A 13,284-nucleotide genomic window follows, 5' to 3' on the forward strand; every position below is an offset into this window, starting at 1 on the left:
CTCTCAGGTCAGCCCTCGTTCTTGCCCGGTGGAGTCGGCTTCGGCACGTCCTGACCCGGCGGCAGCAACCCCTCCGACGGCGTCGGGTCGGGCTTGGGAGCCTTGGTGGGCTGCGGTTCTGGCGTGGGTTCCGGCGTGGGCTGGGGCTCCGGCGTGGGCTCGGGGGTGGTGGGTTCGGGCGTCGGCTGCGGCGCCACCGTGGGGCGCGGGGACGTGGGGGGCGTCGTCGGGGCCGGGACTGGCGGCGCCGAGAACTTGCCCGACACGACCTGCTTGGTCGGGCCGGGGAACCGGATCTTCTCCTTGCCGTCCATCGCGACGCGCATGAACTCCAGCCACGCCGGGGCCGGGTAGGTCGAGCCGTACGTCTGACCGATGTCGCTGTAGCCGTGCTCGCCGCCGGTGAGGACGACGGCGGTGGCGATCTGCCGGGTCGCCCCGACGAACCACGTCGCCTTGGTCTCCTTCGTCCCGGAGTCGTAGTAGGTGCCGGTCTTGCCGGCGACCTGGTAGCCCAGCCGGGAGATGGAGCGTGCCGTGCCGGTGGTGTCCTCCACGACGCGCGTGAGCGCCGCCACCGCGTCCTGCGCCACGTCCGGCTCGATGGTCTGGTCCTGCGCGAGCGTCGGCTTGTAGATCACGCTCCCCTTGGCGTCCCGCACCTCGGCCACGACGTGCGGGTTCGTCCGCTTGCCCTCGTTGACGAGGGTGGCGAAGCCGCGCGCCGCATCGAGGGGGGAGACCTCGGAGTAGCCCAAGGGGATGGTCGCCTGGGGGTCGAAGTTCGTGTTCCTCAGGCCGGCGTCCTCCGCCGCCTTGATGACCTTCTGGGGGCCGTCCTTCATCTGCGCGACGAGGTCGACGAACGCGGTGTTGATCGAGCTCGTCGTGGCCTTCTCCAGCGTGACCGGGCCGTAGCTGACACCACCGGCGTTGCTGACCTCCTTGTCAGTCCCCTTGATCTTGTACTTGTTGTTCCCGTCGAAACGGTCGTTCAGGGTCGCTCCGTCGCGAAGGCCGGCCACGAGGGCCCACGGCTTGAAGGTGGATCCCGTCGCCCGCGGGGTCGCGGCCCAGTCGGGCTCCTCGAGGGCGTCGGTACCGGAGTAGTACGCCAGGATCGCACCCGTGCTCGTGTCGATCGACGCCAGGGCCGGGTGGTAGAACATCGGGTCGCGATCGGGATTGGCCTTGCTGGAGAGACCTGCTGTGACCCTGTCCCGCATGTCCTGCATGGTCTTGACGGCGGCCTCCTGCAGTCGCTTGTCGACCGTGGTGATGATGCGCAGGCCCCCGCCGTCGATCCGCGACTCGTCGAAGCCGGCGTTCTTCAACTCTTCCCGCACCCTGTTCATGACGTAGCCGTTGGGCCCGCCGAGTCGATTGCCCCGCGCCAGGGCGGGGAAGTCGGGGAGTCGGTGATAGATGGCGTCCTTCTCGGATTCGGTCAGGTAGCCGACCTTCACCATCTGGTTGATCGTGTACTGGTAGCGCTCCAACAGGTCCGCCGCCTGCTTCTCGCCACGGCGCGGGTCGAGGCGGCCCGGGTCGTTGATCATCGCCGTCAGGGCGACGGCCTGCGGCGTACTGAGGTCCTTGGCGTCCACGTCGAAGAACGCGCGCGAGGCGGCCTGGATGCCGTACGCACCGCGTCCGAAGTAGACCGTGTTGAGGTAGCCCTCGAGCACCTGCTCCTTGGGCAGGTCACGCCCCATCTTCAGGGCCAGGACGATCTCGGTCAGCTTGCGCGTGACCGTCTTGTCCTGCGTGAGGTACAGCACCTTGACGTACTGCTGGGTGATGGTGGATCCGCCCACGGTGTCGACGCCCGGCGTCAGGGCGGTCCGGACGGCACGGGCGAGACCGGCGACCGAGATGCCCGGATCGTTCCAGAAGTCCTCGTTCTCGCCGGCGACGATCGCCTTCTTGGCGTTCTCCGGCATCTCCGAGAGCGGGATCGACACCCGGTTCTGCACTTCGAAGGTGCTGATGGGTTGCTGCCCGTCGGCGAAGAAGACGGTGGAGACGTTGGTCTGGAAGTCCTTGTTCGGATCCGGGATCCTCGTGTTCGCGTACGCGAACGCGAACACGCCCGAGCCGATGACGGCCGCGACGAGCGCCCCGATGCCGATCCACTTGAAGACACCCAGCGCCACCTGCCCCGGGGTCCTCCTGCCGCGTCGGCTCGCCCCCGCACCGCGCGGGCTCAGCTGGGCGCGGGACGTGGCGCGCTTGGGTTCACTCATGCGAATTCCTCAAGGTTCTCCGGGGCGAGTTGCGTGGCGTCGTGCACTTACCACAGCTTCATAGGGTAGTTCCCCCGCAGCCCAGAAACGAAGCGGGGTTGCATGCGGCCGCCCCACCGCGCCCTGCGGAGCCCGGGCCGTCACGACGGTTCCGGTTGGTCGCGGGCCGATGTCGTGACGTACACTGTTCGCTCACCGGGCCCATGGCGCAATTGGTAGCGCACCTGCTTTGCAAGCAGGGGGTTAGGGGTTCGAGTCCCCTTGGGTCCACCGGAGTGTCGGGCCCTCCCGACGCCGTGGGCCTTGGCGCCAGCCTTCCCGGGAACGGCGGTCACGTACACTGACGCCACGCTGAGCCGGAGGTCGTACCCCATGACCGGGATGTCCACCCAGAAGAAGAGGCCGCTGTCCCGCGCCCTGATCGGCGCCCTGGCGGTGGTGCTCATCGCCGTGCTGGGTCTGGGTGGGTTCTACGCGTGGTCGGTGAACCAGGCGCTCACAGCGATGCCGCGTGAGGACCTCATGCCGGACGACTCTCCCCTGCCGGTGGACGCCGACGTGGACCAGACGCCCAACCTGGGCGTTCCCGAGGGTGGCGAGGCCCCCACAACGGAGGGCGACATCCCGCCCACGAACGAGGACTTCCCCAGCATCGAGGGCGGCGTCGCCGACCCGGGCGGCAGCATCAACCCGGGGCGTCCGGCCCTCGGCGCCCCCGGTTCGCTCAACTACCTGCTCCTGGGCTCGGACTCCCGCGGCTCCGACCGCGGTCGCAGCGACGTGATGATCCTCGCCCACGTGCCCCCGGGCCACGACAAGGTGTACCTGATCTCCTTCACCCGCGACATGTGGGTCACGATCCCGGGCCGGGGGGCGGCCAAGATCAACGCCGGCTACGCGTACGGCGGGGTCCCGCTGGCCGTCCGGACCGTCGAGAATCTGATCAAGACCCGCATCGACCACGCGGTCATGATCAACTTCACCGGTTTCTCGGGCCTGACCAAGGCCTTGGGCGGCGTGACGGTCACCAACAAGCACGCGACTCCCGGCTACCCCCAGGGCCGGATCACGGTCTCGGGTGACGAGGCCCTCAAGTACGTGCGCGAGCGGTACAACGTGCCCGGGGGCGACCTCGGGCGCGCCGAGCGCCAGCGCGCGGTCGTCCAAGCCATCCTGGGCAAGATGCTGTCCGCCGATGTGCTGGCCAACCCGGCGAAGTTCAACCGGGTCGTGGGTCAGCTGGGTCAGTTCTTCACCGTGGACGCCGGGCTCACCAACGACAAGATCGTCTCGACCGCCACCAGCATGCGGATCGGTGGGACCAGCGACATCGTGAGCCTGCAGGCTCCCGTCGCCGGGTTCGGACGCAGCCGCGGGGGCCAGTCCATCAACCTCGTCGACTGGCCCAGGATGCGCGCCCTGGCGGACGCGATCCGTACCGGGGCGATGGGGTCGTACGCGCGGTGAGGGGCGGCCGGGTGCCGGCACTCACCGCCGCATGATCTGCTCCGCTCACGAGTGCTTGGGCTCGAACCTGGCCTGGAAGAAGCGCAGATACCTGGGTTCGTGCACCATCGTGAGCCCCTTCACGGATCCGCGGTGGTCCCAGCACTCCTTCACCGACTCGGCGACGACGTCCATGTGCGCCTGGGTGTAGACCCGCCGCGGGATCGTCAACCGGACGAGTTCCAGCTTGGGGTGGTGGTTCTCACCGGTCACCACGTCGCGTCCGGCCGAGACGATGCCCCGCTCCATCGAGCGGACGCCCGACTCCAGGTAGAGCTGTGCGGCGAGCATCTGCGCCGGGAACTCCTCCTGGTCGAGGTGGGGATAGAAGCCGCGGGCGTCCAGGAAGATCCCGTGGCCGCCGACGGGCCGCACGAACGGGATCCCCCACTGCTCGAGCAGCATGCCGAGGTAGCGCACCTGCCCGACGCGCGACTTCATGTGGTCGTCGTCGAGCGACTCGCGGATGCCGATCGCCATGGCCTCCATGTCGCGTCCGGCCATGCCGCCGTAGGTGTGGAGGCCCTCGAACACGACGACCAGGTTGCGGGCCTCCTCGAAGACGTCGGGGTCGTTCGTCGAGAGCCAGCCACCGATGTTGACCAGCGGGTCCTTCTTCCCGGACATGGTCGCACCGTCGGAGTAGGAGCAGAACTCCTTCAGGATCGCGGCGATGGGCCTGTCGGCGTACCCCTCCTCGCGCTCCTGGATGAACAGGGCGTTCTCGACGGCGCGGGTGGCGTCGAGGTAGATCGGGATGCCGTGGCGGGCCGCGAGCTCCCGGACGGCCCTCATGTTGCCCATCGAGATCGGCTGCCCGCCGGCCATGTTGACGGTCGCGGCGACGCACACGTACGGGATGGCGTCCGCCCCCACCTCGTCGATGAGCCGCTGCAGCTTGTCGAGGTCGACGTTGCCCTTGAACTCGAACAGCGACGAGGTGTCGTGCGCCTCGTCGACGATGATGTCGTGGAACGTGGCCCCGTTGCGCTCCTGGTGGAACCGGGTGGTCGTGAAGTACATGTTCCCGGGCACATGGTGGCCCGGGCGGATCAGCACCGACGAGAGGATGTTCTCCGCGCCGCGCCCCTGGTGGGTGGGGACGAGGTGCTCATAGCCGTAGCACTCCCGGACCGTCTGCTCGAGGTGGTAGAAGTTCTCGCTCCCCGCGTAGGCCTCGTCGCCCATCATCATCCCGGCCCACTGGCGGTCGCTCATCGCGTTGGTTCCCGAGTCGGTCAGCAGGTCGATGTAGACGTCCCTGCTGGGCAGGAGGAAGGTGTTCCAGCCGGCCTCCGCCAGCGCCTGTTCCCGCTGCTCGCGGGTGGTCATGGACAGGGGCTCGACGACCTTGATCTTGTAGGGCTCGGCCCAACTGCGGCGATCCTGCTGCTGGCCCATCGTGTGCAGCGAGGAGGGGCGACGGTGCTCATCCATGGCCCGACACTAGGACGCACCCGGTCACGCCGGGGAGGGCGGCGTCCGCCTCAACAGTTCAGTTGACGGGCCGGACGCCCCGCGGTCGCCTACTTGCCCCCGGTGAACGGCTGGTCGCGGTACTTGGCGGCGTAGTCGGCCATCGAGCCGGTGCGGATCGCCTTGCCCATCTCCTCCAACTGCGCGTCGTTGACGACGTCGATCGACTGTCCGTCGGCGGAGGTACCGAAGCCGGAGATCGGCGCCTGCAGGATCACGATGTCGTTGCCGGAGCTCACCTTCAGGCTCGTCGCGGTGCTGAAGAGCACGTCGTTGGTGAGCCCGGCATCCACCGTGAAGTACTGGCCGAGCTTCCCCATCACGTTGTTGAAGGTGACCGGATTGGCCAGCACGTTGGCCGACATCATCTTCATCAGGATCGCCTTGACCACGGCCCGCTGGCGCTCGGCCCGGTCGAGGTCACCGCCCGGGAGCCCGTGACGCTGCCGGACGTAGGTCAGCGCCTCGTCGCCCTGGATCGTGATCTCGCCCTTGGGCCAGCTGTACTGACCCACGCTGGAGGCGACCCGGTTGTTGACGGTCACGCCGCCCAGTTCCTCCGTCAGGCCCATGAACCCCTCGAAGTCGATCTTGGCCGCGTGGTCCATCCGGACGCCGACGAGCGACTCCAGCGTCCGCGTGGCGAGGGCGTCCCCGCCGTACGCGTACGCGGCGTTGATCTTGGCATGCCCCCGGCCCGGGATGTCGACCCACATGTCACGGGGGAACGAGACGACGTAGACCTTGTCACGTCCCGGTGGCACGTGCGCCAGCATCAGCACGTCGCTGCGGCCCCGGTCACCCTCGGCGCGCGAGTCGCTGCCCATCAGCACGTAGTTGAACGACCCGGCCGCGGTGGCGCTCGCCGCGGGGCGGCTGGGGTCGTCGCCCGGCAGGAGCGAGCCCGACCGATCCATGTCATTGGCGGTCGACCACAGGCGCCAGACGTAGAACCCGGCCACGATCAGGGCCAGTGCCACCACGATGCCGACGATGGTGAAGAACCAGCCGACGAGGCCGTGCTTCTTCGCGCTCGGCACTTCCACCGCCCGGCGGGCGGCGGTCATGCGGGACCACCGGTGGAGCGGACGACCAGGGCGTCCGTCGCGGCCGACCACGTGTTCGCGTTCTGGTCGCGCTCCCGGCGGCTGCGCTGCAGCACTGCGGCCGCACCCAACACCAACGCCGACGCCATGACTGCTGCAAGTCTCACGGCGGCCAGTGTATGCGCGACCTAGGCTTGACCCTGATGAGCATGGTGGATGTCGTCTTTCCGCCGGGCGCCTCCCAACGCGATTGGGTGGCGGACGGCATCCTCGCCGTGTCCTTGACCTTCGTCTCGGTCGTCCCCTACATCGTGGGGCTCGAGGAACCCATCGACTACGCGGGCCTCGTGGCCCTCTCCGCGTCCATGACCATGCCGCTCGCGCTCCGGCGGCACGCCCCGTTGGCGATGCTCGCCCTGTGCACGCTCGCCGGCATCTTCCAACTCCTGCTGGTGTCGGTGCCGACCGTCTCCCTGGCCGCGGTGCCGGTCGTCGCCTACAGCGTCGCGCGCTGGGTGCCCGGCCCGTCGGCCCGATCCGTCATCGTCGTCGGCGCGTTCGCGTCCGTGCTGGGGCCGATGCGCTGGGTACCGGGCTCGAATTCCAACCCGAGCGCGGACATCCTGTTCTGGGGCGCCTGCCTCGGTGCCGTCCTGACGCCCTATGCCATCGGACGCCGCGCCCGCGAGGTGGCCGAATCACGGGCCCACCAACTGCAGGCCTCCGAGGAGCGCTACCAGCTGCTGCTCGCCGAGCGGGAGCAGCAGACCAAACTGGCCGAGGCATCCACGCGTGCGATGATCGCGCGCGAGCTCCACGACATCGTCGCGCACTCCCTGTCGGTGATGATCGTTCAGGCCGAGGGCGGGCGGGCCGCGGCCACCCGCAGGCCCGAGGTGGCCGCCGAGGCGCTCGACACGATCGCCGAGACCGGGCGTGAGGCCCTTCATGAGATGCGCCGGATCGTCGGGGTGCTCCGCTCCGACCCGCACTCCCCGGAGCCCGCCAACTTCGCCCCCATGCCGACGCTGCGCGACATCCCCGACCTCGTGGCCCGCACATCGGACCGCGCACGGCTCGTGGCCCACGGCACGCCCTACCCGGTGCCCCAGGCGCTCGCGCTCACGCTGTACCGCGTGGCCCAGGAGGCGCTGACGAACTTCCTCAAGCACGCCGGCCCGGACGCCCACGCCACCGTGACGCTGACGTGGGGCAAGGGGTCCATCACGGTGGACGTGGTGGACGACGGCGAGGGCATCGAGCACCCGACCGACGGCGGAGGCAACGGCCTGCGCGGCATGTACGAGCGCGTGACGTCGATGGGTGGCACGCTGACGGCGGGGCCTCGTGCCGGGCGCCCCGGGTTCCGGGTCACCGCGACCATTCCCGTCCACGGAAACGGCACCCCACCTCCCCGAAGGAGCTGACCCATGACCATCCGCGTCTTCCTCGCCGATGACCAGGCGCTGGTGCGCAGCGGCTTCCGCATGCTCATCGACTCGGAGGACGACCTCGAGGTGGTCGGCGAGGCGCCCGACGGGGCGGAGGCCCTTCGCGCCCTGGTGGCCGATCCCGCCGACGTGGTGCTCATGGACATCCGGATGCCCGTCATGGACGGCGTCGAGGCGACCCGGCGCATCATGGAGGCCCACCTCGGCACGAAGGTGCTCGTCCTGACCACCTTCGACCTGGACGAGTACGCGTTCGCGGCGCTGAAGGCGGGGGCCTCCGGCTTCCTCCTGAAGGACGCCCGTCCGGCGGACCTGCTCAACGCCATCCGCAACGTCGCCGCCGGCGATGCGGTGGTCGCTCCCTCGACGACGCGAAGGCTGCTGGATCACGTCGCACCCACCCTGTCGCCCACCCCGGGCGAGCACGATCCACGCCTGGCACTGCTGACGGAGCGCGAGCGCGAGGTGCTGCTGGAGGTGGCGAGCGGAGCGACCAACGCCGAGATCGCCCGGAACCTGTACATGGCCGAGGGCACGGTGAAGACGCACATCGGCCGCCTGCTGACCAAGCTGCAGGCCCGCGACCGTGTCGGACTGGTGCTGTTCGCGTACGAGAACGGGCTGGTCGGCCGCTGAGTCACGCGGCGAGTTCGTCGACCAGGTCATCGGCCACCGCGCGGAGCGCCCTGACGCCCCGCGAGCAACGCCAGCGCACGGCGTCCGGTGACGTGCCGAGCACCCCCGCTGCCTCGCCGCTGGAGCGACCGCCGATGTAGACCACCTCAAGGGTGCGCCGGGTGAGCGGGTCGATCACCCCCAGCCGTACGCCGGCGTCCAGCACCGCGAGGGCGTCGCCGAGCGGGTCGGGGAGCGGAGGCGGCAGCGCCCGCGCCGCGTGGGGGTGGGCGGCCTTGACGGACTTGAGCGTGTCGAGGGCCAGGTTGGCGGCGATGCGGCGCGGGCGCCGCGCGAGGGGGTAGGTCGCGATGCGGATCCACAGCACGGCGAGGTAGTCGTCGAAGTCGGCCACGGCGTCCCGCACCGCCATGAGGACCAGCTTCGGGAGCATGGCCTGGACGACCACGCGCCCGGCCCGGTGGTCGCCCCCGAGTTCGAGCGCCAGCAGCGCGCCGAGGACCTCATCGGCCCGGCAACGGACGTCGGCGAGCAGGTCGCCGAGGCTGCCGTGGCCCATCGCGTCGGGCAGGGTGGCGCCCCACTCGGGTGGCACCCGATGGTGCTGCACGTCGTGCCATTCGGCATTCAGGAGCGAGAGCGCTGGGGAGAGTCCGGGGCGGGTCATGGGCCCCACCCTCTCGGGGCGGTGTTGTCCGCATTGTTGTCCCGAGGGTTCCCTGTGTCGTCCGTCGTCACCATGAAGGTCTCGGGTTAACAACGAATGAACGGCAACACCATGGCAACCTTGCGTTGGTCGAACTTTTGTCCTTAACCTCAGAATTGCCCGGGGGGCTGCAGGTTGGGGTGCCGCAGTCCCTCGGCGCCGTGTCTGGGACAGGTCATCCAGCCGCCGCGATCACTGCCCGCTGAGGACGCGCTCCAGGAATTCCGCCAGGTCACCGCTCTCACCGTCGCGCCCACCGCGCCCGACCACCATCTCGGGCGGAGAGGCCTCCAGCCTGACTCCCGTGAACCGACTCAGCGCGCTGGACGGCACGACCAGGACGTACCACTCCCCGCCCTCCCCGATCGCGACCGATCGCTTCTTGTCGAGGTACCAGCCGACCTTGTCGGTGCGTACCACGCGGCCGTCCAACTGGGTCGCCTGCAGCCGCTCCGGAGCGATCCCACGCCCGCGCACCCGGAGGAGGAAGTCGTCGATGAGCTCCTGGGCCGCCCGAGCCTCGCCCCGGCGGGCGGACGCCGCCAGGTCGGCCATCCGGCGGGCCGCCTCACGCCGATCGGCGGGTCGGCCAGCAGGGTCGTCATCAGACATGAGCCCATGCTAGGCGGCCGGATTCACCACGTCATCGGCGGGGTCGGCGAGGTGCGGCGGCCCGGAGCGGCGTGCTCAGCGGTCGTCCCCGAGGTACCGCTCCAGGGCAGCGCCGAGGGGACCTCCTGTCACCAGGCCGTGCAGGCTGGCCAGGATCAGTTCGAGGGCGTCCACCTGTGGGGTTCTTGTCGTCGCCACGATGTCCGCGGCACCCAGGGGACCCAGGTCACGGCGGCATGCGACCATGGCCGTCACCCACAGCTCACCGTTGCGCGCCTCCAGCCCGGTCTCAGGCTCGTGGAGCGCGAAACGCAGGCACTGGCGGGCGTCCACCCCGTTCCGGGTGACATCGGCCAGGGCGATGCCGAGCCGGCTCCCGCTGCCGGCACCCAGCAGCTGGCCGAGCGCCTCGAGGCGATCACCCCGGGCCCGGGAGAAGCCGAGATCCACCGCGACCGGGGCGGTGTCCATCTCGGGCACGAGGATGACGCGCCAGGTCGACGTTTCCGGACGCCGTTCGACGGCCAGGGCGTGCAGCAGGTTCGCGAGGATGGCGAGGGAGAAGGGGTCGTTGCGCGCGAACCCGAGCGCGGCGAGGGCCTCCGCCCCGCCCCGAGCCCAGGAGGCCGCCGTCAGCGGTGACAGGTCGGGAACCCGGAGGACAGCCGCGGACCGTCCCGCCCACCTCATCCGGTCAAGTGCGCCCGCTTCGAGCTGCTCCGTCATCCGACTTCCTTTTCCACCACGAGCGGTCTTACCGCCACAGTAACGTCCACCTCCGACAGTGCTTCCCTTGTCCACATCGCCCATCCGGCGACCCCCCGCCCCCACCCTGCCGCAAACCCGCCGGCCCGGGGGCGACGAACGGCCTCTCGGGACGGCCCGCGTCCCGGCCCTCCGTCGAGGGCCGGCCCGATGCCGCGGGGGCGGGCAGGCTCTCGCCGGGAGGTCAGCCGTTCAGCAGCGACGCGAAGTCGGGGACGGTCGCGAACTCATCGGCGTAGTCCTCGGCCGGACGGCTGGCGACCAACTCGGCGAACTCCGCGCCCGCGCGGTTGACCCGGCGCATGAGGCCCGATTCGGCGGTGCCCCAGTCGTCCGTGGCGGCGAAGACGCCCGTGGGGGCGACCGCAGCCTTCAGGTAGAAGAACATCGGCAACATGGTCTGGTCGATCGCCAGGCTGTGCCGCGCCGTGCCACCGGTGGCGGCCATCAGGACCGGCCGCCCCTTGAGCACGCCCTCGTCCAGCAGGTCGAAGAACAGCTTGAACAGCCCGTTGACGCCGGCGTTCAGCACGGGGCTGACCGCGATGACGCCGGCGGCGGTCCCGACGAGGTCGAAGGCATCCTTCAGCTTCTTCGACGGCACGTGCGACGTGTAGTAGGTGGCGAGCTCGACCGCGAGGTCGCGCAACTCCAGGACCTTGACCTCGGGCGAGGGCGTCCCGGCCGCGGTCATGGCCTTGACGGCGGCGTCCGCGAGGCGGTCGCCGAGCATGCGCGAGCTGGACGGCGAGCCCATGCCCGCGGAGACGACGAGGAGGTGGCTCATGGTGTGTTCCCTCAGTTCTCGTAGGGGGACTTGCCGGTGACGTCGTCGACGCCGACCGTCTGGTGCTCGTGCAGGGTGCCGGCCTCGCGGGCCTTGGCGACCATGGACGCGTGCGTCGGGGCCTCGGGGATGTGGGCGGGGCGACCCTCGGCGTAGCCCTTGCGCATCGCGGGCAGGATCTCGCCCAACAGGTCGAGCTGCTCGAGGACGGTCTTGAGCGGGAGGCCGGCATGGTCGATCAGGAAGCCCTGCCGCTGGTAGTGGCCGACGCGCTCGGTCATGCCGAGGTAGCGCTCGAGCACCTGCTGCGGCGAGCCGACGGTCAGCGGCGTCATCTCGGTGAAGTCCTCCATCGAGGGGCCGTGGCCGTAGACCGGCGCGACGTCGAAGTAGGGGCGGAACTCGTTGATGGCGTCCTGGCTGTTCTTGCGCATGAAGAACTGGCCACCGAGTCCGACGATCGCCTGGTCGGCACGCCCGTGGCCGTAGTGCTCGTAGCGGCGGCGGTACAGGTTGACCATCTGGGCTGTGTGTTCGATGTTCCAGAAGATGTTGTTGTGGAAGAAGCCGTCACCGTAGTAAGCGGCCTGCTCGGCGATCTCCGGCGTGCGGATCGAGCCGTGCCACACGAACGGGGCGATGCCGTCCAGCGGGCGCGGGGTCGAGGTGAAGCCCTGCAGCGGCGTCCTGAACTTGCCCTGCCAGTTGACGACGTCCTCGGTCCACAGCTGGCGCAGCAGCGCGTAGTTCTCGACGGCGAGCGCGACGCCCTGGCGGATGTCCTTGCCGAACCACGGGTAGACCGGACCGGTGTTGCCGCGGCCGAGCATGAGGTCGACGCGGCCGTCGGCGAGGTGCTGCAGCATCGCGAAGTCCTCGGCGATCTTGACCGGGTCGTTGGTCGTGATCAGCGTGGTCGCGGTCGACAGCAGGATCTTGTCCGTCTGCGCGGCGATGTAGGCCAGCGTGGTGGTGGGCGACGAGCTGAAGAAGGGCTCGTTGTGGTGCTCGCCGAGCGCGTAGAAGTCGAGGCCGACCTCTTCGGCGTGCTTGGCGATGGCGACGGAGGCCTTGATGCGGTCGTTCTCCGTCGGAGTGATGCCCGTGGTCGGGTCAGTGGTGATGTCACTCACCGAGAAGATGCCGATCTGCATGTCCGAACCTCCTGATTGGTTGATGTTTCAAGTATCTCAACGCAGGGGGGCTCCTGTCCATTCCCGATTGCCGCCGCAGCAGCCCGCCGCCACACCCGGCGCGGGGGCTAGCGTGTCGCACAGGGAGTCCATCGACACCGACCCGAAGGACCGACATGCGCATCATCCTCATTCCCGGCCTGTGGCTGGACGGCTCCGCCTGGGACTCCGTCCTCCCCTGCCTCCGCGCGGCCGGCCACGAACCCGTCCCCGTCACGCTTCCCGGCCAGGGCGACGGCACCACGTCCGCCACGTTCGACGACCAGGTGGACGCCGTGCTGGCGGAGGTCGACGCCGACCCGGCCGGCGGAAAGGTGCTGGTCGTCGGCCACTCGGCCGCCTGCACGCTCGCCTGGCTGGCCGCCGACCGGCGGCGCGAGAAGGTCGAGAAGGTCGCCCTGGTGGGTGGCATGCCGCAGGCGGACGGCGCGCCCTACGCACCGTTCTTCGAGCCCGTGGACGGCAGGGTCGAGTTCCCCGGCTGGGAGGCCTTCTCCGGCCCCGACTCCGACGACCTCGACGACGCCCACGAGCAGGCGTTCGCCGCGGCGTCCCACCCCGTGCCGGAGGCGGTCGCGACCGGCACCGTGGGCTACACCGACCCGCGCCGCCACGAGGTGCCGGTGGTGATGGTCTGCCCGGAGTACTCCCCCGAGGAGGCCCGGGCCTGGCTGGCCGCCGGCGAGATCCCCGAACTGACGCCCGCCCAGCAGGTCGACTACGTCGACATCGACTCGGGACACTGGCCGATGTTCTCCCGTCCGGACGAGCTCGCCTCGCTGCTCGCCTCGCTGGCCGGCTAGCGCCGTAGCGCCCCCGCAGCCCACGCGTCGGTTTGCCACTCTTGAAGCACTTCGCCA

General features: G+C 69.8%; 13 protein-coding genes and 1 tRNA gene. 5 read left to right on the forward strand and 9 right to left on the reverse strand.

What is annotated here, in order from left to right; translation table 11 throughout:
* Positions 1-8: 8 nt before the first annotated feature.
* Entirely contained in the window at positions 9-2,246 is a 2,238-nt protein-coding gene (locus AC5YDA_RS06935; RefSeq protein WP_496189844.1) for a transglycosylase domain-containing protein, read from the reverse strand.
* Between the two features lie 197 nt (positions 2,247-2,443).
* Between AC5YDA_RS06935 and AC5YDA_RS06940 the strand changes: the two genes are divergently transcribed.
* Positions 2,444-2,516 (forward strand) — tRNA-Ala (locus tag AC5YDA_RS06940).
* Positions 2,517-2,618: 102 nt separating this feature from the next.
* Positions 2,619-3,713, forward strand: a complete 1,095-nt coding sequence (locus tag AC5YDA_RS06945) for an LCP family protein (RefSeq protein WP_496189845.1) — start codon at positions 2,619-2,621, stop codon at positions 3,711-3,713.
* A gap of 45 nt (positions 3,714-3,758) precedes the next feature.
* Here the strand turns inward: AC5YDA_RS06945 and AC5YDA_RS06950 are convergent, their stop codons facing one another.
* The 3 genes from AC5YDA_RS06950 to AC5YDA_RS06960 form a co-directional block, all read right to left on the reverse strand.
* Positions 3,759-5,189, reverse strand: coding sequence for a tyrosine phenol-lyase (locus AC5YDA_RS06950; RefSeq protein ID WP_496189846.1), 1,431 nt, complete (start codon positions 5,187-5,189; stop codon positions 3,759-3,761).
* An 89-nt stretch (positions 5,190-5,278) separates the two neighbouring features.
* Positions 5,279-6,295: an LCP family protein gene (locus AC5YDA_RS06955; RefSeq protein WP_496189847.1), complete on the reverse strand. Its 1,017-nt coding sequence runs from the start codon at positions 6,293-6,295 to the stop codon at positions 5,279-5,281.
* Positions 6,292-6,441 carry a hypothetical protein gene (locus AC5YDA_RS06960; protein ID WP_496189848.1) on the reverse strand — a complete coding sequence of 50 codons (150 nt, stop codon included), beginning with the start codon at positions 6,439-6,441 and terminating at the stop codon, positions 6,292-6,294. Before AC5YDA_RS06960 ends, AC5YDA_RS06955 begins: the two co-directional genes overlap by 4 nt.
* A gap of 36 nt (positions 6,442-6,477) precedes the next feature.
* Here AC5YDA_RS06960 and AC5YDA_RS06965 point away from each other — a divergent pair, with 36 nt between their 5' ends.
* Positions 6,478-7,701, forward strand: a complete 1,224-nt coding sequence (locus tag AC5YDA_RS06965; protein ID WP_496189849.1) for a sensor histidine kinase — start codon at positions 6,478-6,480, stop codon at positions 7,699-7,701.
* 3 nt (positions 7,702-7,704) lie between these two features.
* Positions 7,705-8,361, forward strand: coding sequence for a response regulator transcription factor (locus tag AC5YDA_RS06970; protein ID WP_496189850.1), 657 nt, complete (start codon positions 7,705-7,707; stop codon positions 8,359-8,361).
* Position 8,362: 1 nt separating this feature from the next.
* Here AC5YDA_RS06970 and AC5YDA_RS06975 read toward each other — a convergent pair whose 3' ends face one another.
* The 5 genes from AC5YDA_RS06975 to AC5YDA_RS06995 all read right to left on the reverse strand — a co-directional run bounded on the left by AC5YDA_RS06975 (position 8,363) and on the right by AC5YDA_RS06995 (position 12,385).
* A complete protein-coding gene (locus AC5YDA_RS06975) occupies positions 8,363-9,028 on the reverse strand; it encodes an RNA polymerase sigma factor (protein ID WP_496189851.1) in 666 nt (221 codons plus the stop codon).
* A gap of 231 nt (positions 9,029-9,259) precedes the next feature.
* On the reverse strand, positions 9,260-9,679 hold the full coding sequence (locus tag AC5YDA_RS06980; RefSeq protein ID WP_496189852.1) for a hypothetical protein: 420 nt from the start codon (positions 9,677-9,679) through the stop codon (positions 9,260-9,262).
* A 75-nt stretch (positions 9,680-9,754) separates the two neighbouring features.
* On the reverse strand, positions 9,755-10,405 hold the full coding sequence (locus AC5YDA_RS06985; RefSeq protein ID WP_496189853.1) for a hypothetical protein: 651 nt from the start codon (positions 10,403-10,405) through the stop codon (positions 9,755-9,757).
* Between the two features lie 223 nt (positions 10,406-10,628).
* The gene (locus tag AC5YDA_RS06990; RefSeq protein ID WP_496189854.1) at positions 10,629-11,231 is read right to left on the reverse strand and encodes a CE1759 family FMN reductase; all 603 of its coding nucleotides are present in this window, start codon (positions 11,229-11,231) and stop codon (positions 10,629-10,631) included.
* Positions 11,232-11,242: 11 nt separating this feature from the next.
* Positions 11,243-12,385, reverse strand: coding sequence for an LLM class flavin-dependent oxidoreductase (locus AC5YDA_RS06995; protein WP_496189855.1), 1,143 nt, complete (start codon positions 12,383-12,385; stop codon positions 11,243-11,245).
* Positions 12,386-12,540: 155 nt separating this feature from the next.
* Between AC5YDA_RS06995 and AC5YDA_RS07000 the strand changes: the two genes are divergently transcribed.
* A complete protein-coding gene (locus AC5YDA_RS07000; protein ID WP_496189856.1) occupies positions 12,541-13,227 on the forward strand; it encodes an alpha/beta fold hydrolase in 687 nt (228 codons plus the stop codon).
* Positions 13,228-13,284: the final 57 nt, after the last annotated feature.

The organism is Propioniciclava sp. LT294 (assembly GCF_059516005.1).